The sequence below is a fragment of the Enterococcus alishanensis genome, from assembly GCF_019218635.1.
Taxonomy (GTDB): Bacteria; Bacillota; Bacilli; order Lactobacillales; family Enterococcaceae; genus Enterococcus_A; species Enterococcus_A alishanensis.
Genome location: NZ_JAHUZB010000013.1, coordinates 1 through 25,877, shown reverse-complemented (window position 1 = coordinate 25,877; position 25,877 = coordinate 1). Strand labels below are relative to the sequence as shown.

Annotated in this window: 18 protein-coding genes and 5 pseudogenes; 15 read left to right on the top strand and 8 right to left on the bottom strand. The window is 29.8% G+C overall.

All coding sequences use genetic code 11. The features are described 5' to 3' along the window. Positions 1-1,166, top strand: a 1,166-nt coding sequence (locus KUA55_RS17655) for an InlB B-repeat-containing protein (protein ID WP_218327696.1), incomplete at its 5' end; no start/stop codon positions are given. A 170-nt stretch (positions 1,167-1,336) separates the two neighbouring features. Further along, positions 1,337-3,262, top strand: a complete 1,926-nt coding sequence (locus tag KUA55_RS17650; protein WP_218327695.1) for a bacterial Ig-like domain-containing protein — start codon at positions 1,337-1,339, stop codon at positions 3,260-3,262. Positions 3,263-3,917: 655 nt separating this feature from the next. Here KUA55_RS17650 and KUA55_RS17645 read toward each other — a convergent pair. The 5 genes and pseudogenes from KUA55_RS17645 to KUA55_RS18460 form a co-directional block, all read right to left on the bottom strand. Further along, positions 3,918-4,448: a hypothetical protein gene (locus KUA55_RS17645; RefSeq protein WP_218327694.1), complete on the bottom strand. Its 531-nt coding sequence runs from the start codon at positions 4,446-4,448 to the stop codon at positions 3,918-3,920. A gap of 17 nt (positions 4,449-4,465) precedes the next feature. Beyond that, positions 4,466-5,340, bottom strand: a pseudogene (locus KUA55_RS17640) (ParA family protein). 387 nt (positions 5,341-5,727) lie between these two features. Beyond that, complete coding sequence (locus tag KUA55_RS17635) at positions 5,728-5,919, bottom strand: hypothetical protein (protein WP_218327693.1); 192 nt, start codon at positions 5,917-5,919, stop codon at positions 5,728-5,730. Then, entirely contained in the window at positions 5,897-6,148 is a 252-nt protein-coding gene (locus KUA55_RS17630) for a hypothetical protein (RefSeq protein ID WP_343214742.1), read from the bottom strand. The genes KUA55_RS17635 and KUA55_RS17630 overlap by 23 nt, the downstream gene beginning before the upstream one ends. A gap of 102 nt (positions 6,149-6,250) precedes the next feature. Continuing rightward, a pseudogene (locus KUA55_RS18460) lies at positions 6,251-6,448 on the bottom strand (Y-family DNA polymerase); the annotation flags it as partial. A 549-nt stretch (positions 6,449-6,997) separates the two neighbouring features. Here KUA55_RS18460 and KUA55_RS17625 point away from each other — a divergent pair. The 9 genes from KUA55_RS17625 to KUA55_RS17585 are packed head-to-tail and all read left to right on the top strand — an operon-like array spanning position 6,998 to position 16,863. After that, positions 6,998-7,993 carry a hypothetical protein gene (locus tag KUA55_RS17625; RefSeq protein ID WP_218327692.1) on the top strand — a complete coding sequence of 332 codons (996 nt, stop codon included), beginning with the start codon at positions 6,998-7,000 and terminating at the stop codon, positions 7,991-7,993. Positions 7,994-8,003: 10 nt separating this feature from the next. Continuing rightward, complete coding sequence (locus KUA55_RS17620) at positions 8,004-9,362, top strand: 7-cyano-7-deazaguanine synthase (protein ID WP_218327691.1); 1,359 nt, start codon at positions 8,004-8,006, stop codon at positions 9,360-9,362. A gap of 14 nt (positions 9,363-9,376) precedes the next feature. After that, positions 9,377-9,808, top strand: coding sequence for a 6-carboxytetrahydropterin synthase QueD (gene queD, locus KUA55_RS17615; RefSeq protein ID WP_218327690.1), 432 nt, complete (start codon positions 9,377-9,379; stop codon positions 9,806-9,808). Continuing rightward, on the top strand, positions 9,801-10,415 hold the full coding sequence (locus KUA55_RS17610; protein WP_218327689.1) for a 7-carboxy-7-deazaguanine synthase QueE: 615 nt from the start codon (positions 9,801-9,803) through the stop codon (positions 10,413-10,415). The genes queD and KUA55_RS17610 overlap by 8 nt, the downstream gene beginning before the upstream one ends. A 9-nt stretch (positions 10,416-10,424) precedes the next feature. Then, positions 10,425-11,042 (top strand): GTP cyclohydrolase I FolE, encoded by a 618-nt coding sequence (gene folE, locus KUA55_RS17605; RefSeq protein WP_218327688.1) that lies wholly within the window; start codon positions 10,425-10,427, stop codon positions 11,040-11,042. A gap of 16 nt (positions 11,043-11,058) precedes the next feature. Beyond that, the gene (locus tag KUA55_RS17600) at positions 11,059-12,786 is read left to right on the top strand and encodes an ATP-binding cassette domain-containing protein (RefSeq protein ID WP_218327687.1); all 1,728 of its coding nucleotides are present in this window, start codon (positions 11,059-11,061) and stop codon (positions 12,784-12,786) included. Beyond that, positions 12,755-13,627: a glycosyltransferase family A protein gene (locus KUA55_RS17595; RefSeq protein WP_218327686.1), complete on the top strand. Its 873-nt coding sequence runs from the start codon at positions 12,755-12,757 to the stop codon at positions 13,625-13,627. The genes KUA55_RS17600 and KUA55_RS17595 overlap by 32 nt, the downstream gene beginning before the upstream one ends. Before the next feature lie 18 nt (positions 13,628-13,645). Further along, on the top strand, positions 13,646-15,379 hold the full coding sequence (locus KUA55_RS17590) for a carbamoyltransferase N-terminal domain-containing protein (RefSeq protein ID WP_218327685.1): 1,734 nt from the start codon (positions 13,646-13,648) through the stop codon (positions 15,377-15,379). Next, complete coding sequence (locus KUA55_RS17585) at positions 15,364-16,863, top strand: AMP-binding protein (RefSeq protein WP_218327684.1); 1,500 nt, start codon at positions 15,364-15,366, stop codon at positions 16,861-16,863. The genes KUA55_RS17590 and KUA55_RS17585 overlap by 16 nt, the downstream gene beginning before the upstream one ends. 614 nt (positions 16,864-17,477) lie before the next feature. On the opposite strand, the pseudogene KUA55_RS17580 reads toward KUA55_RS17585, so the two are convergent. Together KUA55_RS17580 and KUA55_RS18815 are read right to left on the bottom strand one after the other, a co-directional pair. Continuing rightward, positions 17,478-17,825, bottom strand: a pseudogene (locus KUA55_RS17580) (hypothetical protein). After that, positions 17,815-18,018 (bottom strand): annotated as a pseudogene (locus KUA55_RS18815) (Y-family DNA polymerase); the annotation flags it as partial. The pseudogenes KUA55_RS18815 and KUA55_RS17580, both read right to left, overlap by 11 nt. A 164-nt stretch (positions 18,019-18,182) precedes the next feature. On the opposite strand from KUA55_RS18815, the gene KUA55_RS17575 reads away from it, so the two are divergent. From KUA55_RS17575 to KUA55_RS17560, 4 genes are all read left to right on the top strand, one after another. Continuing rightward, positions 18,183-18,794 (top strand): hypothetical protein, encoded by a 612-nt coding sequence (locus KUA55_RS17575; protein ID WP_218327683.1) that lies wholly within the window; start codon positions 18,183-18,185, stop codon positions 18,792-18,794. Between the two features lie 1,065 nt (positions 18,795-19,859). Continuing rightward, complete coding sequence (locus KUA55_RS17570) at positions 19,860-21,494, top strand: reverse transcriptase domain-containing protein (protein ID WP_246601603.1); 1,635 nt, start codon at positions 19,860-19,862, stop codon at positions 21,492-21,494. Between the two features lie 2,474 nt (positions 21,495-23,968). Continuing rightward, positions 23,969-24,625, top strand: coding sequence for a hypothetical protein (locus KUA55_RS17565; RefSeq protein WP_218327681.1), 657 nt, complete (start codon positions 23,969-23,971; stop codon positions 24,623-24,625). A gap of 13 nt (positions 24,626-24,638) precedes the next feature. Then, positions 24,639-25,562 carry a hypothetical protein gene (locus KUA55_RS17560; protein WP_218327680.1) on the top strand — a complete coding sequence of 308 codons (924 nt, stop codon included), beginning with the start codon at positions 24,639-24,641 and terminating at the stop codon, positions 25,560-25,562. A gap of 77 nt (positions 25,563-25,639) precedes the next feature. Here the strand turns inward: KUA55_RS17560 and KUA55_RS17555 are convergent. Further along, positions 25,640-25,810 (bottom strand): annotated as a pseudogene (locus KUA55_RS17555) (Y-family DNA polymerase); the annotation flags it as partial. Between the last annotated feature and the right edge of the window lie 67 nt (positions 25,811-25,877).

Genomic DNA, 25,877 nt, shown 5'->3' with positions numbered 1-25,877 from the left:
GGGAAGCAATCAATTACGAAGTTTCCTTTGATAAGAATGCATCAGATGCGATTGGTTCTATGAGTAATCAAGCTTTTTCATATGATGAACAAAAAGAATTATCTGAAAATGCTTTTACACGACCTGGATATACCTTTACAGGTTGGAATACAGAGGCAAAAGGATCAGGAACAACCTATGCAGATAAAGCACAAGTTAAAAACTTGTTAGCTAAAGATGGTAATACCATCACGTTGTATGCTCAATGGTCTGGTAATAAAGAAAATAGTATTCTATTTGATTTAAATGCAGATAATGACCCTAACGCAACAACGGAACAAGAGAATATTCTGAACTTAGCAACAGGGTCAAGTTATGATCTTTCTACAGGCATCAAAGATGCCAGTCGCACAGGGTATAAATTTACAGGTTGGTATACAGAAGCAACAAGCTCCACTAAGATGCCAGCTTCGTTAGTCATTCCTAACGGAAATACAACTTACTATGCCCATTGGGAAGCAATCAATTACGAAGTTGCTTTTGATAAGAATGCATCAGATGCAATTGGTGCTATGAAAAATCAAAAATTTGCTTACGATGTTTCTCAAGACCTATCAGAAAATGAATTTAAGCGTGCTGGTTATACATTTGTAGGATGGAGTATTACCCCACAAACATCATCAACACCTACTTATGGTAATAAGCAAAATGTTAAAAACTTAACTACCAAAAATGATGGGTTAATTACACTATTTGCTATATGGAGTGCCAATCAAAATAATATCTATTTTGATCCTAATGGTGGAGCAACTGAGCAAAACACAATAAGTCAGCCTACTGATGCTCAAGTTGATTTAACAAATATTAAACTTGCTACAAGAGAGGGTTATAATTTTGAGGGTTGGTATACAAGTAAAGATGGTAATGAAAAAATGCCGGATACTGTAAAAATGCCTTCAAATGACATCACGTATTATGCCAAATGGACAGCCAAACAATCAAATGGATTAGGTTCTAATAATGCTATTAATGGCGGAACAAATGGAACTAGTGGAACAACAGGGAAAAGTCTTCCCCGTACAGGTGATAACTTCTCAATTTTATCAATTTTTTCAGGTTTTATCATTGTGATAACTTCTCTAATAATTTTTATAAGAAGAAAATATAAAGATCAATTAGAAAAATAAACTTTGCAAAAGGAATGGATATCAGTCCATTCCTTTTGTTTCTTTTTGATGAAACTAGTAGTTTATTATTTAAAACAAAAACCGATTACCTTGAAAATTCCACATTACGCTTTTTAAGTCAAATAAAATCAATGTATAATCTTTATCTGGTAAAACATCAGGAGGTAATAATGAAAAAGAAAATATCAATTTTTTTTATTACGGTTTTCAGTATCGTAATTAGTAGTATTTATTTCAACACTCATTCCCATGCACAAGATTTTCAAGTTCCTAATCCTGACTACTCTATAACAAATACAGATGTCACCAAGTATCCATATTCATCTATTGTTTATTTTAGCAAAAGGTATGAAAATGGCGGATTATCGAGAGGAACGGGAGTGGTTGTAGGTAAAGATTATGTACTTACAGCTGGTCACGTAAATAACGGATGGGAGTCAGCTAATATAATCCCGGCTCTAAAAAGTAATAATACCTATCCTCTAGGGAACTGGAGTGGTGATCGAGCATTATCAATAACAAGTCCTAATTATGTGGGGGGATATCCTGGAGATGATTATGGTTTAACTAAAGTGAACCCCAGAAAAGAATCAGATGGTTCATATACTCATATAGGCGATGTTGTGAAGCCGTTAACAGTAATGCCTGATACTCAAAATAGAACGTTCTTTGTTGGATCTAAACTAGCAACTCTAGGATATCCTAGTTTTAACGGTCATACACAATACTTTTCAACTTATACGATTACCGGATTTCGAGGAAATTATCGAATAGATGGAAACTTAAAAAGTAGTGGAGGTAATTCAGGAGCTCCTTTATTAAATGATTCAGCACAAGTAGTTGGAATATACCATGGAGGGGGAGGGGTGGCTGCCATGAACAGTCAAACTAAAATCCCTTTACTTCTATCATGGGGCTTAAAAGAAGAAACTTCTCGAATCTATTTTGCTAAAGACAAATCTGAATGGAATATAAAAAGAAAATTAATAAATCCAGAGGGGATTTATATAGAAAGGAAGAATGGACAGGAAATTACTGAAAATGAATTTTCAACAATGGCCAATCAGGAAGTTTCTAAAGTAGGCTATCATGTAACTAAATTAACAGATGGTGTTAATGTTTACGAGACCAATAAAAAATATACAATGTTCATTGGTGGATTAACTTTATATCCTGCAGAATACTCAACCAATAACTACAGTGTAACATTCGATAAAAATGCAGAAGATGTTGGGGGAGAAATGATGGGACAAGTTTTCACTTATGATAAAGTGCAAAAATTAAGTGAAAATAAATTTGTACGAGAGGGCTACACATTTTCAGGTTGGAATACCTCTGCTGATGGGACAGGGGACCCTTATGATGATTTAGCTGAGGTATCTGATTTGTCTGCTGAACAGGATGGAAAAGTAACTTTATATGCACAATGGGTTCTAAATGTTGATCATACAGCTTTAGGAGTTCATGACTCAACTATTGCAGTTGGAGATATCTGGTCTCCAGAAGACAACTTTGACTATGCAAAAGATTCTTCAGGTAACAATATTAATTTTTCATCAATAAATGTTAATGGAACAGTCAACACGAACATTCCAGGAAACTATCAAGTAAATTATTCTTATAGTGGAATTAAAAAAATTGCTACAATTACAGTTAGCGATAAAAAAGCTACAACAATTCCTATTTTTAGGATTTATAATCTAAATGACGGAGATCATTTATACACTACAAGTGAAAAAGAATATAAATGGTTAACTAGTCTTAAATGGTCTGCTGAAGATGTAGCTTTTCACAGTGTGCTCTCAGACTATGAAGATGCTATCCCAGTCTATCGTTTATACAATCCTAACTCAGGTGAGCACTTCTATACTATAAGTGAAAGTGAGTATAACAATGTAGCGAATGCTGGATGGAAAAGGGAACAAGTTGGTTTCTATATGGTTCCTAAAGATAAGGGCGTGAATGTGTATCGTATATTTAATCCCAATGCTACAGGACCGGGTTCTCACGTCTACACATCAAATAAAAGTGAAGCAGATGAATTAGTCAATCAAGGTTGGAAAGATGAGGATATTGCTTTCTACAGTGCTCAATAACTAACTTAAAAATGAAATGCAACATAGGATATAAATATTGTAAAAAAATATTAACTTGAATCCGTTACTCCAATAAGAGAGCCTATCTTTTAACATGGCTACCTATGATTGATTAATACAAAGCGTTACTTTTGGGTATGCCCTAAATAGACAATAATAGGATTTATGAAAGGAGATAAAATTATGACAAAGGAAACTTTTTTTGTATTTGTGCAATTTAGTAGTTGAAAAAATTACAATATAATTTCAAAAGTGACAGGTATTCTGATAAGCGATTCTAGCTAGACCAATTCAAATTCACAAAAGCAGCCCACCAAAAGCTTGGTGGGCTTGTTGCTTAGGTTAATCGACATAATCCCACGAGTGTTACTTGGGATTAAATCCAAGCTAATCACTATATTATGCACTACCTTAATTGGATATTATGGACTACCTTAATAAGCAATTTTACTTATATTACATACTACCTTAATTGATAATTACATACTACTATAAATAAGTTTTTGGGAGGAATATGTACTACCTTAAATATAATTACAAACTACCATTATTGAAAAGAAAGAGGAATTACAAACTACCTAAAAGAGTGTTTAAGGTAGTTCGCAATTCCTCAATTTTATAATAAAAAACTACCCTAATTATTACGATAGTAACGTTATCTAGGTTCAATACCCCATCTTGAGCGAAGCTCGTTTTCAGTTTCTAATTCAATTTCTTCAGCAGTTTTTAAAACTGTTCCATCTTCATCTATCATTTCAATTGTAGGATTTTTCTCGCGAAAGATATTTAAATCACGTGTGACATCCCTTAGCAAATCTATTTTGTCTTCCTTTGTCAAATTTTGCTTTATATAAGCATCTAAAGCCTTGCGTAATAACTCATCTTTATTTAACTTGGTCTCATATTTTTCCACCATAGAACGAGATGTAGAATTGAGAATTGCTGAAAGTTTGATTGGTTGTTTTGAAGCATGGGTCCTATCCAAATTTTTAACGGGTGCACCAACAGTTCTTTTGATAGTTCTCTTTGTTTTTTCTTTAGTAACAACCATTTGACGTTTTATTTCATTTGTTTTTTCGATAGAAGGGGAGGGAGTAATTTCGTTTTTGTTATTACTTGCTTTTTTGATTGCCTCCATACCGTTTGCTGTGTTGCTGAAAATACTCATGTTTTTAATATCAGCCATTTAATCAAACCTCCTTTCTATTCGTACCAGGTTTTGTGAATTTCTAATTCATTATAAATGTCTTTGAATATTTTATGAGTTCTACGATCCCAATATTCAATTTTACCAGTTTTCGTTTTTTCTAAAGTAATGCCTGATCCATCATATCTTTTTAATCGTGCATTTTTTAAAACTACAGTATTGAGTAAGTGTTCTTGATAAATTGGTTGGGCTTGTGCATACATTTCTTTATCGACAGCATCTGAAGATTCCAACATAAAAGGAATCACCCCTACAACTTTAAGATTCGTATTAAATTCATCAACGAAATATTCCATATATTCCATGTATTGCATTCCATTCCATTTCTCATGGATTTAACTTGAGTTTGCAAAATTACAATTACCCAGTCAGCCATATACATTGCTGCTTTTGTATATACTGAGATAGAAGGAGGGGCATCAAAATATATCCGGTCATACTTTTCAAAAAGAGGGGATAAGCGTTCTTGAATATACTTGAATTGATCAGTAGATTCTGGGTATTGTTTCTTAACCCAATCGTCAAACATTTTGAACGCTATATTAGCAGGTAAAACATCCAAATTAGTTATAATCGGATAAATGGCGTCTTCTACTGGAATACCATACATAAGAACATCATTAAGTGTATATTCAAAATTGGACATAGTGCCAGCACCTCAGCCTTCATCTAATCCGTAGTTCATTCGAGTGAGATTTAAGACATCAGAAGTATTTCCTTGCATATCTAAATCTACGACTAGGGTTTTTAGTCCGCGGTCGTGTGCAGATTCAAAACTTAGCATCTGTACTGTAGTAGATTTACCGACACCACCTTTAAAATTTCCCACAACGTATTTCTCAGCTTTTTTTTTCTGTATATTTGCAACCATAATTAACCTCCAATACTTTTATTTTGTACTACCATAATAAAGACAACAACATACTACCTAAAAAAAGAAACAAAACATATAACGTACTACCTTAATTATTTGCTGTATTCATGGGTTTATTAGGAATTTTAATTAAATTGTTTATTACGAACTACCTTAATTTAATGGTTTATACAATCTTGTCTATAGTATTGAATTATTACTTAAATGACTTAATTAAGTTAATCGAAGTGTGATTGATTTTTTAGTCGAAAGAATTTCAAAAGTACATGAACGAGAAAAATATAATATAAAAACCATGTCAGTAAAGACACGGTTTTTACAAATATTATTATCGCATATGAGATTTTCAAACACCAAAAAAAGTTGGCTAGATACGTGTTTCTTTTATTCCTGATTGTGAGCGAATGGACTGATGAAATAATTATGTTGTTCCGTAGTTTCTGATGTCACCCATAAATGATAAGTTAAAGCTTCTTCACCTTCAGCAATCAATAGCTGCTGTCCGGATCCCCGTAGTAGTTCTGTGAATTCTTCCAAACTGATCAATCCAAATTCATACTCTCGAATAATGTTCATTGGGTGAGGGTGCTCCACTTTTTTTCTCCACGAACTCTACATTCCTAATCTCGTCATAATGTACTTTCTGTCCACCGATAAAAATACCTAATTCATCATAACCAACAACAGCACCGACAACATCATCAGAATATCTACCATCCTGGTCAACTTCCTGTTTTTGAATTGCTACTAATTTATTGTGCAGCTGTGCCTCAGAAAGGATCTGTCCGATTTCATCAGTATCCATTTGCTATTATCTTTCGATTTTTTTCTTTTGTTAACTGCAATTGCTTCAGTTTGTTCTGAAAGGTAAAAACCTTTGAGTTTCAATACTCCTCTGTCATGATATTCAATTGTCATAATTGTTCAAACCTTTGTTTCCACCGGCATGTACACCAACTAATGTAGTACGTTTCACTGACCGAGCATTTTCTAGCTTAGAAGAGGTATGAATAATCGACTCAAATCCATATTGATTTCGAATTTTATCAATAATTTTATCGATTTTTTCTTGTTTAATCTGTTTATCGGGATCTTCAAAGAGATTTGTAGGTTTTTATGAAATCTTAATTAAAAACTACCCTAATTCTTTATTAAGAACTACCTTAATCTATAATTTAATAATACCATTCCAAAAAAATAAGATACTACCAAAATAAATTTATTCTAGTAGTATCTTATTAATTTATGAGAGAGAATATTTGAGAAAAATTTTTAATTAAAATCTAAACTAGGATAGCATTAAAATTGTTTATTAATCTTTTAAGTAAAGGTACGACTTTACAAAGTAGTGAATTTCTGCTGTTTCTAACGTTGTCATCCATAAATAATAAGTTAAAGCTTCTTCATCTTGAGAAATCAATAGTTGTTGCCCAGAACCTTAAAATAATTCTGAAAACTCTTCAAAAGAGAGAAGACCAAATTCATATTGTCTAATTATATCCATAAAGAAAAAAATTTTTTGGAACAAAAAAATTTGCATATTATGGTTTTTTTTTTGCAAAAAAAGACTTTTAGTTTGTCTATCTATTGTTCATAAAAATTCATGGTGGTAATTTATGGGTATAATAAATCCGCAAAGAAAGGAGGATGGATCATGAAAAAACCAATTGAACTTCCTTTTCGAAGACCTACTATCTTTCATACACCTCGTGACACTGCTCTTCTGGGTATATTAACTTTAGACCCAAATTCATATGATTGGTTATACTCCAATTTCATCGATATATATTTTAATAAAATTACAGGAATTGATAATTATTATCCCAAAACAATTTGGGAGTATTGTCCTTTTTTATACGTTTTTTATTTACCATACGAATATATCTTAACTTCATACAATAACTTTAGTGATTTCATAGAAACAGCTATCAGTACGGGTTATTACGTTTGTCCTTTAATAAATAGAAAATTCATTAAAGAATATTCTGTACATGATGAATCAGATCATAATCCATTTATTACAGGTTTTAATCCATTACAAAGAACGATAACAACATATGATTTTTTTGAAGAAGGCACCTATAGCAAAGAAAATATTAGCTATTCTAGTGTTAATGAGGCTTTTTTAGAATTACCAAGAACTAAAGAATTTAATGAGGATTATTCAGGATTGCAAGGCCGAGTTTTTTTAATTAAATACAATAATAATGCTAATTATCAATTTAATAAAAAAGAAGTCCTTACTAAATTAAAAAGTTTTCTAACTAGTGAAAATTTAATTATCAAGAATATATATTCAGTTGATATCGAAAAGGAATGTTCTGAGGATTATGTTTTTGGATTAGAATGCTATAACTATTTAAAAAACGGATGGTTATTGAGAAGACAACTAGGGTTAATTTATTCTAAAGCATTATTTTGGAAAAAAAGGTATATCTATTTTAGAGAAAAAAATTATTTAAAAAGTAATGAAAAAACAGTGGAAAACATAGATTGTTTGATCAATATATCTAGAGAATTTTTATTCCTCTATATGAAATATGAGATACAAGGAAAAAAATTTTCATTTGAAAGGTATGAAAAAATGAGAAAAGAAATTATTGATTTAGAAAGATCAATTGCTGAAGAATTTATTTCAGATTTATATTAGGAGGTCTGCTATGAAAAGAGCTATATATTATTCTTTAGACAAAAAAAGTGTATCAGATAATGATTATTTGTTAAAAAAATTCCCTGAAATAGTTAAGATAACTTTCAATCCTGCCTTCAATTCACAGCAGTGTATAAATTTAGAAAAAGAGTTATTTACAAAAGCCAAGCATAATCTTTTGTTAGAAATATTTTTATCAATTGCTGTATCAGAAGCACAAGGAGTGGACGAGCTATATCTTTCTATATCAAAAGAAAAACTGAATAATTTTGTTAAAGATTCTACAGAATTTTTGAACGTTTTAAAGAGAATCGTGTATTCTAGTACGAAGAATAAACTCAAAATACATGTACTAAATGAAGAGGACAGTGTAGAGAAAGTAACCATTTCAGAGGAAAATAATATAACAAGTGTTTTGTTAAAAAATAATGTTAAAACAGTAGTGGTATACAGTGGGGGCCTAGATTGTACAGTAGCTGCTCATAGTTTACAGAGTCAAGAAATACCTTTTGAGTTATCTTTTATAGATTATGGACAGAATAATCTCATTGAAGAGAAATTATGTTTAGAAAAGCAGAGTTCTCAATTAGGGATATCAAAAAAGAATTCAATAAAAGTTATAAATTGTTTGAAGAATTTTTATTATCAAATGAATGATAGCATAGATTTAATTAATGGTGAGAAAATAACAATAAAAAATAGCGAGGCGGAATATGTACCATCAAGGAATATCCTACTTATAATCATAACTGCTTTAAATTTTGATCTTTCAAAAGAGCTTCAAATTATAACAGGTAGTCATGAAGATGATAAAAATTCTCCAGATAATTCAATTGAATTCTACTTTTTACTAAATCGTTTATTTAAAAGTACTCGGATTATGGACAATATTACTGTTAATCCAATGCTTTATAGTATAGGAGGAAAAAAAGATATCGTAGATTTAGGAAATAAATTAGGAGTCAATTTTTCGTGGACTTGGACTTGTCACAATAAAAGTCAGAATAAGAATAAATTAGTACCTTGTCTAGAATGTAATGATTGCTTAGTTAGACAAGAAGCCTTTTTTTCAAATGATTTAATAGATCCATTTGAAAAAGCATTAGATTTTAATCAAAAATATGGAAACATCAGAAATATAATTAAAAATGAATTTAGATTTGAAAATGACAACTTTGAAGATATGACATTTGAGGAATTAAATATAGATTCTTTGAAATTTATCTATATAGTTACAATTATAGAAAATGAATATAATTTTGAATTTGATATGAGCGAGATCGTTAAATTTGAAGAATGTTTAATTTCTAATTTTATTGATAGCGCTATCAAAAGTATCGAAATTAATTTTTTACAGAATAAAAAATGAAAAAGGAGATTACTATGAATATTTCAAAAGAGTTTGAATTTGATATGGCTCATTTATTAGATGGCCATGATGGAAAGTGTAATAACTTACATGGGCATACGTATAAACTTATTGTCTATTTGGAAGGTCCTTTAATCAAAGAAGGTCCAAAGGCAGGAATGATTGTAGATTATGGGGATATCAAAAAGAGTGTAAAGAAAAATGTCTTAAGCAAAATCGATCATTCATTTATATATAATTTGAAAAATAAAACGGAATGTGAAATCGCAAAAATTTTAATTAAGGAGGATAAAAAAGTTTATCCAATGGAAGGACGAACAACGGCAGAGAATATTGTTAAAGAAATTTTTTCTTTACTGAACACTAACATACCTGAGTTGTCTAGAATAATTTTAAAGGAATCTAACTCTTCCTCTGTAGAATTTTGGGGATTAGACTATGATTAATGAATTTCCCGTGGTAGAAATATTTTCCTCTTTACAAGGTGAAGGGAAAAACACAGGCAGAAAAGCTAATTTTATAAGATTGGGAAAGTGTAATTTAAAATGTCCTTGGTGTGATACTTTGTACAACAATTTTTCAATATGGACATTAGATAAAATTCTGGATTCGTTGGACTTTTCAGTAAAGAACGTAATAGTTACTGGTGGTGAACCGACTATTCATAAAAATTTAAATATTTTAGTTGAAGCATTAAAAATAAAAAAATTTAATGTGTGGGTTGAGACTAATGGATTACTACCTATTCCAGACAATGTAGATTTTGTTGCAATGAGTCCAAAAAGAATATATATGGATCTTTATAAAAAAACTAAGAACATGTTGATAGATGAAGTACGAGTTGTAGTAGATGATAAAGATATTTTTGATTTTTGTGAATTTATAGAAACTAGAACTAAAGCTGATGAGTATTATCTTTCTCCTTGTGAAATTGATGGAGAGATGAATATAGAGGAAACTATACAAGTACTTGGAAATTTGAATGATAGGGTAAATAAAAAACAAGATTGGAGACTTAGTATACAAGCGCATAAAATTTTGGGAATGAGATAGGAGTATAAAATGGTTAACAATACAGTCAAAAAATATGAACTAATTAATAATTTGAATGAAAAAAAAACAATTATAGAAGAATCTATTAATAATATTTTACTTGCCCTAGGAGAAGATATTCATAGAGAAGGTTTAATTGAAACTCCAAAACGAGTAGCTGAAATGTATTTAGAGGTTTTTCAGGGAATCACTTTGTCGAATCAAAAAATCGCTGAGATGTATAATAAATGTTTTAGTATTTCCAGCTCAGAAATAGTTATTGTTAAAGATATCCCAACTTTTAGTTACTGTGAACACCATATGGCACTGATGTTTAATATGAGTATTTCTGTAGGCTATATCCCGAATAAAAAAGTGATAGGCTTATCCAAAATCGCTAGAATTTCTGAATTAGTTTGTAAGAGACTTCAAATACAAGAAAGAATTGGAAAAGATATTTTCGAAGTTCTTAATATTATTCTAGATACTGACGATATTATTGTCAAAATTGATTCAGAGCATTCCTGTATGCGATCAAGAGGTGTCAAGGTAGGAAATTCTATGACCACAACGTATTATTGCGGTGGATTATTCAAAGAAGAAACAGAACGGCGTAAGGAGTTTTTTAACTTATGTCAAACAAAATGAGGATAATGGAGTAATTATGGACTATAAAGGAAAAATATTTCTAAAGTTTAAAACAAGTATAATACTATACTTACTATTAGGTATAGGTGCATCGTTTTTAAATTCTCTTAATATCTATTATTTTCAAAAAATTATTGATTCTGTCAAAAATAATTTTTCATGGAATTTTATAATTATTTACGCTGTGAGTATGATTCTAGTAACAGTTTTTTCATATATTTCTGAATGGCCTAAAAGTAAATTATTCAATGGATTATATTACTATTTCAAGGAAGAGGCACTAAAAAAGGTTAGTATAATTGATTATAGTAGATATTTAAAAATCGGTACAGGAAGTCTATTACAAAAAATTGAATCCGGATCTGTTGCTGGTAGAGGAATTTATTTTAATTTTTGGTTTCGAATAATCAGGGAATTACTTCCCGATATTTTGTTTAACTTGTTCTTCATCTCACTTATAAACATCAAGCTGATTCCTATAATACTTATCGGCTATGTTGCTGTTTTTGCCACAACAAAAATTTTACTTTCATTTTTATATGATGTAAAGAAAGACATATTAATTAATGAGGAATTATTGGGTGGTACCTTGGTGAGAGGGATAACAGAATTAGTTACCTTTAGAATAAATCAGAGATATAGTAAAGAAATCAATAGTTATCAAAATCATTCAAAGGTAGTAGTAAATAATATAGCAAAGATGACTATGACTCATGAATTATTTTTTACTATATTTGCCTTGCTCGTCTCTCTTATCAAAATTATCACAATAGTTCTTTTTTTCACTGGGAATTTCACAATTACTATTGGAGGTTTAGTGGGTTTAATTGCATACATCGATAAAATATACAATCCAATAGCAATTTTCAATGTATTATTCGTTCAATATAAATTAGATTGTGTGAGCTTCTCTAGATTAGAAAATTTCTTCCAAGAAAGAAATGATTTAAGTTTAGTAGAAAATAAAAATCTTCTTTCAGAAAAAATTGATAGTATTGCAATGCAAAATGTAGATGTCAAAATTGGTTCTGATTTAGTGTTGAGAAAAATTTCTTATAAATTTGAGAAAGGACTGTACGGTATTGTTGGTGAAAGTGGCTCAGGGAAATCGACTTTAGTAAAGACACTCTTAGGATTATTAAAAAATAGTCATGGAAATATATACTATAATGAGAAAAATTTGAATGAACTAAATTTAAATTCTCTATATGATAAGATTTTCTATTTATCACAAGATGTACCCGTATTTGATGGAACTTTAAAAGAAAATATTGTGTTTGATAAGGAAGTACCTGACTCAACTGTTATTGAAGTTTTGAGTAAGTGTCAATTGTCGGATTTTTATAATAGTTTAGAAGAAGGATTGGAAACTAGATTAGGGGAGAAAGGCTCTCGATTATCTGGCGGAGAAAAACAAAGAGTAGCATTTGCTCGATTATTTTTTAGCGAAGCTAATGTTATCATTCTTGATGAAGCAACATCAGCTATGGATGTATTAACAGAAACAAATTTGATGAATAATATAAAAGATATTATTTCAGATAAAGTTACTTTAATAATTACTCATAGAATAAAAAATCTAAATTATGTAAATGAAATACTTTGTATGGAATCGGGACAAATAAAAGAGTCTGGTTCATTTTTGGAGCTGACTAGAAAAAAGGGAATTCTTTTTAAATTAATAGAAAATGAAGAAAATAGGGAGAGCACACATGGATTTAACAATAATAATTCCAAACCATAATGATTTAAGAATGATTAAAATGATTGAATCTATAGACTATCGATCGACAAAAAATCAGACAGTGGAGTTATTAATACTCTTGAACAATCCAACAAAAGAAGTTATTCGGCAATGTAATGAAATTAAGATAAGATTTAAAAAAGATTTTTTAGTAAGAGAAATTTTAACTGATATTCAAAATCTAGGATATTTATATAATTTAGGTATTAAAAATGCTAGTTTTGAGCATATTATGTTCTTGGATTCTGATTTAATTTGCGGTAATAATTCAATTGAGTTAATGGTTAGTCAATTGAAAAAAAATAAAGTAGAACTAATAAAAGCTAAACTAATCTATACTAATATGAACGGCCTTGTTGAAAAAGCTAGATTAGTAAATACAACAGAAAAAGTCCCACCATATATTCCTGTAATCTTATTAAAGAAGTCGATCTTCTTTAAATTTAAGGATAATTTTTTATTTGCTATTGATGTAGTTTGGTGCTCTGATGCAGAATTTGCTCACAGAGTGATAAACGAGAATATTCCTTATATTTATTCTGAAGCTGAGTTTTTTCATGACAAAATTTCTTTGAAAAAAGATATAAAAGACGCATTTTTATATGGATTTGGTAAAGGCATTCGAGTCAAGAGAACCAGAGAGAAATGGGAACCATTTAATGAAATAATATCAATGAGAAGGAAAGGTAAAAAGTGTGGTTTGACATTAAGAGAGAACTCTTATTCTGTTTTTTGGATTACAATGCAGCAATTAGCTTGCTTGATTCAACAATTTATCCCTCCAGTGTTTACTAATTCCCTAGATTTTAGAAATTCAACTAAAAGAGAAGAGATATCTTAAAAATGGGAGGAAAATTATATGGGAAATAAAAAATTGATTTTAGGAATTAATGGATGGATTGAAGGATCTCATGATGCATCTGCTGTATTAATAGAAAGCAACGATGGAGACAATAAAATAATAATGGGATTAGAGGAAGAAAAAGTTATAGGTAAAAAAGGATTATATGATGTTTTTCCTGTAAATTCTATTAAAGAGATACTTAATACTTATAAGCTTAACCCCAAGGAAATTTCAGCTGTAGCAATTGGATGGGATTATCCTAAAATTTATGAGCAATTAAATCAAACTTTCCCTTTATCAGATAAAGAAATACTTAGTGTATTGTTTCCTGATTTAGCAGATAATTCTTTTGAAATCCCAATTCACTTTGTTAATCATCATTATTCTCATGCGTTATCTAGTTATGCTATAAGTGGCTTTGAGAAATCCATTGTTTTAGTAATTGATGGCTGTGGTGAAGAAGAAAGTACATCATTGTGGATGGGTGATGATAGCGGTATATCGTTATTAGAAAAATTTGATGCTGAAAGTTCGCTAGGATTTTTATTTGAAGCAACCAATACAATGCTAGGTTTTAGAACAAATGAATCAGGTAAAACTATGGGACTAGCAGGGTATGGGGAACCCAAATACACAAATACTTTACTAAAATATTTTGATGACAAACTGAATACTTCTTTGGAGTTTAAAAAAATCTTCAACAAATTTAATTTACTCCATAAAAAAGAATTATTATTGCCATTTCAAGAAGTTTGTATCAGGTCGTGGAGATATATTTTTGAATATATTCTGAAAATTTCTCCTTCAGAAAGTTCAAATTTAGATTCATTTTATTCATTTCCATCTGAGTTAAAAAACTTAGCTGCCTCTATTCAAAAATTAGTAGAAATCCTTGTTCTTAATTACGTGGATATCAGTCTAAATTCTTATAATACCAATAAAATTTGTCTGTCTGGAGGTGTTGCTCTTAACTGTATTTTAAATGGTAAAATTTTAGAAAATAATTTAGTTGAAGATATATTTGTTATTCCAGCAGCAAATGATGCAGGAGTCTCTTTGGGTGCTGCTTTAGAATGTGCGAGAAAAATAAATGGCCATTTTAAAATTTCTCAATTTAATCCATATATTGGTAAAGAATATACTGATGAAGAAGTCAAAGTTTTTTTAAATGAAAATAAAATAGAGTTCGAATATGTTGAAAATGCATCAAAAAAAATTGCAAATGATTTATTTAAAAATAATACTGTGGGATTATTTCAAGGACGAAATGAATGGGGCCCAAGAGCCTTAGGTAACAGATCAATAATTACTTTACCTAAACGAGGAAAGCTAGATTTTATTAATAAGAATGTAAAAGAGAGAGAGCTAGGAAGGCCGTTAGCTCCAAGTATGTTACAAGATGAACTGGTATTATTTTTAGAAAAAGAAGTCAAAAAGTATGGTAAATTTATGAATATAGCATATAACAGTTCTATTAATGAAGATAGTATTGCTTCAATAATCCATATAGATAATACATTTAGACCACAATGCGTATGTGAGAATGATAATCCAACCTATTTTAATCAATTAGAGGAGATAAAGAGTATTTGTGGGAAATCAACGATAATAAATACATCATTGAACAAAAATTCTCCTATTGTATTTTCATTGAAACAAGCAATAGACTTATTAAAGGATTCAGAAATTAGCAATTTGATAATCAACAACAAATTTATAGTTGGAGGTGACCAATGGGATTTACAATAGCAGACTTACTTAATCAATATAAAAAAAATAATACTAATTTATTATTAAATGAAAAAAATTTGAGCATAACACATTTGGAGCTTGAGCAATATTCAAATCAATTTGCTCGAGTTTTAATGAAAATAGGGGTAAATAAAGGTGATCGAATAATGATTTCACTTTCTAATAAAATATTTTCTGTCTGTGTTATTTTTGGAATATTAAAAGTAGGTGCAATATTCATACCAATCAGTGAAAAAAAGACTAAATTACAAGTAACAAAAATAGTTGAAGATATTGAACCTAAAGTTATAATCCATGAAAAAAAAGATAGCATACTTCAAAGTACATCTGAAAATAAAACATTAATCAATATTAGTAGTAATGCTGATTTTTTTAAATTAATTGAGCATATTAGTGATAATCCATTAGAAAGTAAGGTAATTAGTAGGGATATTGCTTACATCATTTATACTTCAGGAACTACAGGAGATCCTAAGGGAATAATGATGTCGCATGGAGCAATTTTATCATATGTATATGATGTTGTTGATAGATTTAATCACAATAGTAGTGATAAAACAATTTGTAGGACACCGCCATCTTTTGACCCTTATTTGACAGAGATATTACCAAGCATAGTTAGTGGTGGAGAGATATATTTACAAGAGAATAATGTATCTCTTAATACTCTTTTAAGTCTTATTAGCGAAAAGAAAATAACGAATTTTGGATGCGGACCAGCCTTACTTTCGTTGTTTATACAAGCAAAGGACACTCTTCATAAATATAAACTAAATTCATTATCAGAGATTTATTTCGGTTATGAGAAAATGGGAAAAGGACTATTATCCTCGATGCAGTCATTATTACCAAATGTTACATTTATTAATGGATATGGTACTAGTGAATCTTTTGCTGCTACAACCTATCATGTTTGTAAAAAAAATGAGGATATAACTCCTATCGGAACAGCAAATAATTCGTCTGAAGTATTTTTATGGAACGAAGAAGAAAAGAGAGTCTGTAAAAATAATGAATTTGGAGAAATAATAATACGAAGTTCAACTTTAATGAATGGTTACTGGAAAAATTCTACAGCAACTCGAAAAGTTTTACGTCGAAATCCATGTTTTCCTGAATCAGATGAACTTGTATATTTTACAAATGATGTAGGAAAATACTTAAATCAACAAATTGTCTTTATTGGAAGGAAAGATAACGAGATCAAACTTAATGGAATCAGGATTAATTTGGATGAAATTGCCGAATTAATATACCAATTAGAAGATATAAAAGAGGCAATAGTAATAAAAAAAGATGAAGAACTAGTATGTCTTTATAGTACCTTTAGTAAAGAAGAAAAATATGTAGAAATTAGAAATTATTTAAAAAAATGTCTAGAGCCTTTTAAAGTTCCCACAAAATTTCTTTTCCAAGAAAATTTCTGCAGGAATGAAAATTCTAAACTAATAAAAAGTATTAGCCAAACCGATAAAATATAATGTTAAATAAAAAATCGTAATATAGAAAGTAAAGTTAAAATTCTTCTATCTAATATCCTCTTGACAGAAATTTGTTCATTAATACTAAAATGTCGGTTAATGAAAGCACTTTAGCGTGGTAGAATCTATAATAAGAAGCAGTACACATCCAAATTGTATGCTGCTTCTTATTTTTAGTAATAATTAATCTCATAAGGATAAATACCAACTTTTTTCCAAAATATGATTTTAGCTGTTCGAAAGCCTCCTCCGTGCAGATAAAATCAAATTCAAGTCCGGTCCTCAAAGTTCCTTGGTAGTTTTCATTAAAAACTCTTCCTGTATATATATTATACATATTTGATGTAAAATAATATTCAGAAGTAAGAAAAGTCGTAGCTAATTAAAAAATTATTTTTATATCTATATCATTTGCAAGTATCAAAGTCGTAACAACATTTATGTCTGCTGTTTCAGTAGCTTCATGTAGTTCTGTTTGGGTTTTAATAGTATCTGGGTCAACGACTTGAACAATAATATTGGATATTGATAATTGGCCTAGCTCACTATAGTTTTTCTGTAGTAACGATCCTTGTTAAACTGATCATTGCCAAATTCATATTGTCTAATAATGTTCACCCTGATAGGGAACTCCATTTCTTGTAGGTTACGACCTCAATATTTATAATCTCATCATAGTTTACTTTCTGCTTTCCAACGTAAATGCCTAATTCATCAAACCCATTGATATTACCCGAAATATCATCAGGATAATTATCATCTATATCTCGTTCTTCTTTTTGTATTGAAACTTTTTAATTATTGCGAGTAGCTTCAGTTAAAACGCTGCCGATTTCGTCACCATCCATCTGTTTTTTTTGAAGATTAAGTTTTTTGGACGTCTTTTCTCTAGCAAGTCTCTCTGTATTATCGGAGAGATAAAAACCATAATACTTAATAACTCCTCGATCCTCATATTCCATTTTCATTATCTAAACCCTCATTTCCTCCTGCATGACCACCGACAACGTTTGCTCGCTTAATACTCTTAACATTATCTAACATAGAAGAAGCGTGAACAATCGATTCAAAGTTATATTTTTGTCTAATTCTATCTATGATTTGATCTAAACTTTCGTGTTCAATTTGTTCTTGCGTATCTTCGAATAAATTCAGCTAAGGAATAGAATTTGGGCGAGAATTTTCATTGAAAGAAAAAGATTGGAATGAGTATTTGATAAATGAAAGGAAAAACTAAAAAAATAAAACCAAGAAAATTGGAGACTACGAGCACCAATATATATAACTTTGGTTTAAGAAAATTAAAAGGAGAAATTTTTATGGAAAAATTTATTGTTGAATATACAGGAGAAATAATTACGATGATCATCAGTCTTGTGGTAGCAATTATTACTTCAAGAATAACCACAAAAGAAGAATATAAAAAATTAAAGGCAGAATTTAGAAATAAAGAGGAAGTAAGACAAGACGAGCAAACACAATGGGTGAATAGATTGACAGATGTAACAGAGACTATTACTAATGATTTTGGCGAAAAAGAAATATTAATTGTACTTCGTTGTATAAGAGCGTATACAGGAGGAAGCTATGGAATAGAAGAAGATCCTTTAATCATCAATCAATTTAATAAACATGCAAGAAAAAAAGTTACAGCAATTCATAACATATTTTTGGTAAATTCAGCAAATGAAAGTGAAAGAAAATTAACAAGTGAACAATGTGAGATTATAAGAATTACAGCAAGAATACTATTGAAAATTCATTGGGAGAATATGGAAGAAAAAGTCAAAGGAAAATCTTATCTAAAAAACATTAATAAGACTGATTCCAAAAATGGATTGGAAGAGATAATTAAGGCATACGAAGAGTTAGTACAAGTAGGGGTTGGTGGAACTAAAAAAAGAAAATTAGATGTTTTTAATGACCAATAGAGTGTACCCTTGTGAGCTTTTTTATTAATGCTCTAATCTAATTCATTAGAGGAAGAAGCTAAAATTAATTCATTACCATTTGTATTATCTGCTTTTGAAAGAATAATTAAATTGGTTGTCAGTGGATCGAGACCTCGTTCTACACATTCAACGGAAGCGTAGTTCGGTCGTGATGCCCCCAGCAACCTTGCAATTTCTTTTTGAAATGTTGGTTATAAGGAGGTTGCCAATGAATAACATTAGAATGGGAAAGGTTAAGTTCTGAAAAAGAATGTTGCAAGACGTGCTAGCAATTTTAATTGTCGTTCATATGGTGCAAGCAATTGCGAACAAAATTATTTCTCTCGTTGGTAATATTTATTATTTAGTGAATACCTTAATCAGACATTTTTTTATACTGTTTTATGATACGGATTACTTCTAAAAAACCACAAGTAATCTCTTCTTGAGTTAAAGAATAAAATCCTTCAGATTTTCTCCAACGAGATAGTCGTTCAGGAAAAGAACTGTAGTAAAAAGCAATATCATTTGACGTATACCCAAGAGAAACCAAATATAAAAAATCAGATCGCTGTAATTGATCCCAACTCTTTTCTATTTAGGAGGGGAAGGATAGAAGAAGAATAAGACAAATGTATTGTTTGTTATTAAAACGTTGATTTAACAGCGTTTTAACACTTGATGAATCAGGTGAAAAATATATAAATTGGTAAAATTATTGGGTAAAATTCCACCAGAGATTTTAAAATACCAAAGTTGGTTAATGAAATGGTATTGTGCTTTCGATATCTCTTTATTTATTTCAAAAATATGTAGTCAACGAAAGACTTATCTTCTACTACTATAAAATATCTAAATTTTTGATTTAATATTTTCCCTATTCTGCTATAATTTATCATGAGGGAAGTTGAATATAGGTTGTGTAACTGCGACTTAATAAATTAATGTTGGAGATGCGTTTTCTGCAACAATTATGTAATGTATACTGGTATTAAAGTAGGTTGCTCCCCTGCTAAGTCTCGAAAAAGGTAGAGCTTCCCTCAATAAAATAAGGACTCTTTGAAAATGCGACTACAGGAATTGAAATCATTTAATGATATCGCAAGTTCACTTAATGTTACAACAGGACATTTAAGACGCTTGCTTTTTAAAGAAAAAAATAATTTATACTTCGAATTTGAAATTCCAAAGAAAAACGGCACATTTAGAAAAATTTATGCTCCTAATGATAGCTTGTTGTTCATTCAAAAAAGATTATGTAAGATTTTAAACAGTAGTGTAAAACTTCATAACAAGGCTTACGGCTTTATCAACGAAAGAAGTATCGTAGACAATGCACAACTACATTTAAAAAAAAATGTCTTGCTTAATATTGATTTAGAAAATTTTTTCCCAAGTATTTCTTTTGGACGAGTAAGAAGTATGTTCATGAATTATTTCAAACTAGATAAAAATGTTTCGACTATTTTAGCAAATATATGTTGTCATCCTAACGGTTTTTTACCTCAGGGATCACCTACCTCTCCAGTAATATCAAATATTTTATGTAAAACTTTAGATAAAGATTTAGATAGATTAGCAAAAAATTCATTTGGTGCTACTTACTCTAGATACGCCGACGATATAACATTTTCAACTAAAAAGAGCTTTAAAGAAAATATTGTTATTGAAAAAAATGGAGAGATAATTTTAGGATCTAGTTTAACAGATATAATAAGAAGAAATGGGTTCAAAATAAATCCCAATAAAACAAGATTACAAAAAGCCATTCAGCATCAAGAAGTTACTGGAATAATTGTGAATCAAAAACTTAATGTTGATAGACGATACATCAGGAAAATTAGAGCAATGCTCTACTCAATAGAAGAAAATAGTAATAATTTGTCTATCCCCTTGGAAAAATTCGCCGAAGCGGGCTATAAAGGGAATGATATAGAAAATATATTGAGAGTAATCAAGGGTATGATAAATTATGTTAGTATGGTAAAAGGAAAGTATGATGCTGTATTTGAACAACTGGCAAACCGCTATAATACTATTTTAGAAGAATTAGAGATAGAAAATTTAAAACCCATTTTTATACCTCCTAAAATTTGTCTTGAAGAATCAGTATGTGTAATAAAAGAAACAGCAATAACTTTATTTTCAGATAAAGAAAATATGATAACCGCATATTACGGTCAAGGAAGCGGTTTTCTTTTGAAAAATCACGGAATCATATCTAATTATCATGTGTTTGAATATCTTATTGAAGATCTTTCGAGAGGGTTCTCTACAATAAAAAACGAGTTCTTTGTAGAAGTGTTTTTTGGTAAAAGAACTTCAAAACTTGTGAAAGCTAAGATTGAAAAATATAATAAAGATAAAGATTTAGTATTATTGGTTCCAGAGGATTCATCATTACTAGATTTTGGATTTGAAAAATTTGAAGACGTGTTGGAACAAAATACCGAAGTTTATTTGTTGGGCTATCCTGATTTTGCAGATGGGGACCAAATGAAATTTGAGAAAGGGCATTATCTCCGAACTGTTAATAGTAAGGGGATTAAAAAATACGAAATAAGTCAAATTATTTTTGGTGGAAATAGTGGGGGACCTGTATTAGATAGGGAAAATAGGGTTATAGGTGTGGCCACAGAAGGAAAAAGAATTTCTATAAACAGAATTATTCCTATTGAATATTTGCATGATTTGAAGTAAGTCCGAAAGGATAATAATTGATACTTATTCTAAAAAGAACATACAAATCAAATCTCTTTTTACGTTAGTATATAGTAACAAATCGTTGTAAGATAATCCGAATCATAGCCACCATTGCATCCCAGTGCCACAAATAGTTAACTTCCAGTATCTAATTAGGGGACTAATGCCATATTTATTACTAAATAATAGCGGAAAGACTTTGTACAAAAAATTATTTTTGAAACTTTCTGGTGAAACAATTTTAATATATATTTCATAACTTAACAAAACATTGTATCCCCAAATATTGTCTTGTAAGGGGTAGCTTAGAACACAAATATCATTCCTATATAATTTATACAGAACCTCTTTTCGTACTTGTATAAATTTTACTGTAAGTAATATGAATTTAAAAAGTATGTTTGAAACTTCTTTAATTATATTAAGAATCAAACGCTTATGTAAAGCGTCACGTGTTAGAGTGAAAAAAACGGATGTTAGATAGGTTTTAATGTTAGCATCTTGTATCGGATAGAAGAGTAAGTGTTGACTTTTTACGACATACATAGTAAATTTATAGATGTAAAAAGAAGCCCGACGGGAATCGGACTTCTAATACGGAGCTTGCTACAAGTTAACTCTTTAGCTAGATCCATCATCAGTTTAATATATCTTTCTTAAACCGTGTGGTATGCTAGCCCCGACGGTTTTTTTGTGTCTTCCTCTGCGCGTTTGTTTGTTAGATGGGGGGTGTTTTAGCTTTACCATGTTCAATAGTCGCAACTTCTACATCTCATACGCTCCACTAAAACCCATGCTAGACAAACAATCACCAAAGCCCAGACATTCATATTCATAGCGACTACAAATGAGCCCATTTTGGACGCTAAGTCTATAAAGTCGGTAACTTTCATTTACGTTTCTCCTGCTAATGTAACTCAGGAAGAATAAAAACCAAAAAAACTATACATATTGGCTTCTTCAACTCCTTTGTTCGTATTTTCAAACCTTCAGTAACAGTCCTACTAATATCAAACTGGATGAATCAGCCATCAAACTAACTTTCCGCATTATCAATATATACTATTTCGCTAAAAAAAATAGGGGGTATAAGTTAATTATTTTTTTCATAGGTTTTTTGCTGCTCATTGTTCCTCTCCAGTAATATTTATTATTTAGTGAATGCTGTAATCAGACAGTTTTTTATATTGTTTTATGATACGGATTTCTTCTGAAAGACCACAAATTATCTCCCCTTGTGTTAAAGAATAAAATCCCTCAGATTTTCTCCAACGAGACAATCGTTCAGGAAAAGAACTGTAGTAAAAAGCAATATCATTTGATGTATAACCATGAGAAACCAAAAATAAAAAATAAGATCGCTGTAGTTGATCTTAACTCTTTTCATATTCAGGAAGGGGAGAACTTAATAATTTTCCTAATTTTTGTACTTCCTCAACGATTGTTTTATTTAATAGTCAGTCCTCCTCTTGATTCATAAGAGAAAGCATCTGTCTACGTATTTTTTCTTTTCTAAAGAGGCACCACCTTGATTTGATTCTTTCAGAAATCATTGCAAGTTTATCTAATAGTAAACTACGACAAACATTTCAGCTATACAATAAGAAATAACGGACAGTTTCAATCATAATTAGTATACACGTATAAGTACATTAAAAAAAATTGATTCAATGCTCTGTAACAGTTTCACTGACTAAACAAAAATCGCTACCTATGGGTATAATTATAAATTTCAAGTTGGTATTTGAGTTTAAATATGATTAATTTTATTTCATATTAGAAACAAGTCTAGTTAGTGGGTGTGTTGTTAATTGAAGAAAATGTTCTTCAGAAATGAGATCAATCTCAAATCCTTCATTAATTAATTGTAAAGCTTATTCTTTTTTTTCGACAAAGATTCTTTATCAAAAATAGTAGGCCTTTTTACACATAAAACAAGAATTATCCGTTTTTTTTTTAGAATAGTCATTATTCAGTTATTGGTGAATTTTATTATACAGACTACTATATTTATCAAGAAAGACTAACAGAATTAGTTCAAATATGGATAGACGATTTTAGAAATGAGCGAAAGACATATAAAAAATTAAAATAAGTAACCAGGAGGAAAAAATGAGTAAAATTAAACAAGAGAGTGAAAGTAACCTTTTATCAGTATATAGATTTAGAAGAACTAGAAGCTATGAATACCAGTGAATTAACAATTACATTAAAGATATTACGTAAAGAACAACGAAAACTTTCTGAAAAATGTTACCGATGGAAAAAAAAGAAGAGAAACAGAAGATTTGGACGTAGAAAATGTTAAACTAATTAGAAAGTATCGAAAGCAGCTGGAGTAAATACTTTTCAATAAGCAAGGTTATGTTCCTAGGGCAATTATAGAAAATATGCTAACAGAACTAAACAACAATAATAGACTCACAATAAAGAATCACAAGTAAAAATACTATTTGAATAGGAGAGAAAGAATGAAAGACGAGTATATTGATTTCTTAATTGAGGACACCTTAAGGTCTTTAAAAGAAGAACAAGAGAAGGATTTAAAAGAGAAAGAAGAAAAGTATAAATTAAGAGCTATCATTACAGCTTATGGAAGCTTTCAAAGAACTGTTCAATATAAGAAAAAGTTAGATTGTATAGAAACAAATGAATTAGAAGATAAAAAAATTCACTTCAAAAACCAGGCATACGAATTGCTAAGACATGGGATTATGGGTCTTAATAATAGAGAAGTTAGTCAGGATTCATTTGATAGTTGGCATTATACATTAACAATGAATTTTCAGAATTTAGAAAATAATGTTTTATCAATTGGTCAAATTCAAAAATGGATCAATATAACTTTGAAATATTGGTTGGTCTTAGAGGAATTTAAAAAAATAAACGATACAAATATTAGAAAATATACTCAATATCTGCATATTCCAGTAGATAAAGTTGTACTTACGAAAATAGAAGAACTGTTGCAAATATTTCCTATTGATGAAAAACCTTGGAGTAAATGGAGTAATTATGAACAGTATCTAACATATCAAAATGATATAAGGCAAAAATTAGATAAAAGCCAATATCATAATTCGCCAATACAATGGGAATTCATGGTATGGAATGATTCTGAAAAATGAAAGGGGTCTTGTTATGTGTGTATCAATTTTTTTGTATTCTATATTGAGACAAATATATTATATAAAAATAGCAACATCAGCAATTGATCCAACTTTATTTTTTAAGATAAGTAGTTTAATTATTTCAGTCACCATACCTCTTATTGTCCTTTACTTGCAAAGATATTTTGATAATAAGAGAAACGAAGAAGAAAATAAGCCTAAAATTGCTTTAGGGAAATTTGAATGCTTTGGTAAGCCTTTGAACATTGGACAATATTATAAAACAGATACTTTGTTTTCTGAAAATAATTCTTTAAAATCAGAAATTAAAATTCCGCTTTTAAATATAGGGAAAACACCAATATCAGAAGTATCAGTAACGTATGAAATTGAAGACTTTGAAGATATCATCAGAAAATCTCCAAAAAAAATTGTGAATGTTCCTGATATAGAAAATATGATTTATTTATTCACGAACAGTCGTAATAATACTAATTATTACATTACTACTCCAAGCAAACAGGATTTTACAATTCAAGCAATTATAGACGACGTTGTTGAGGAAGTAAAGTTCCCTGAAAGTTATGTCACTATTTATAATGCTAGAAATGTTTCGATAGAAATGCTTGATCCGATGATATCTAATAGTAAGCAGGATATTTCTTTTAATATACAAATGGAACTATTTATACAGTATGTATTGTATATGAATAATTACCGACTTAAATTTGGAGATGATGATGATGAGATCTCAAAAGATAGTTATCCAATAGGGCCATTTTCCAGACTTGAACCAATAATTAAATTTGAGTTTGAATTTAAAGATTATAAAAATAATCTTTGTAAGGAAGTAAAATATATGAAGTTAAGAACAGGAGGTTCTATATTTTCTTTTAAAGAGGACAGACCTACCCAATGGCAGATAATACCACATAGTCCGAAAGGTATTAAATAATTTAATTTTAGTTGGAAAATATAGCTCACTAGAGTGTACCCTTGTGAGGTTTTTTATTAATGCTCTAATTCAATAGAGGAAGAAGCTAAAATTAATCCATTACTACCTGTATTATCTGCTTTTAAAAGAACAACTAAATTGGTTGCCCGTAGATTAAGACCTCGTTCTACACATTCAACAGAAACGCAAAAGGATTTTATATCGATTAAAAAGTAATCAGACACCGGTTCTTTTCCATAATTAATCATGTGAAAATCATTCCTTCAAAACAATTATAGTAAACATTGTTCGCATGACAAATAAGAATACTCTAAA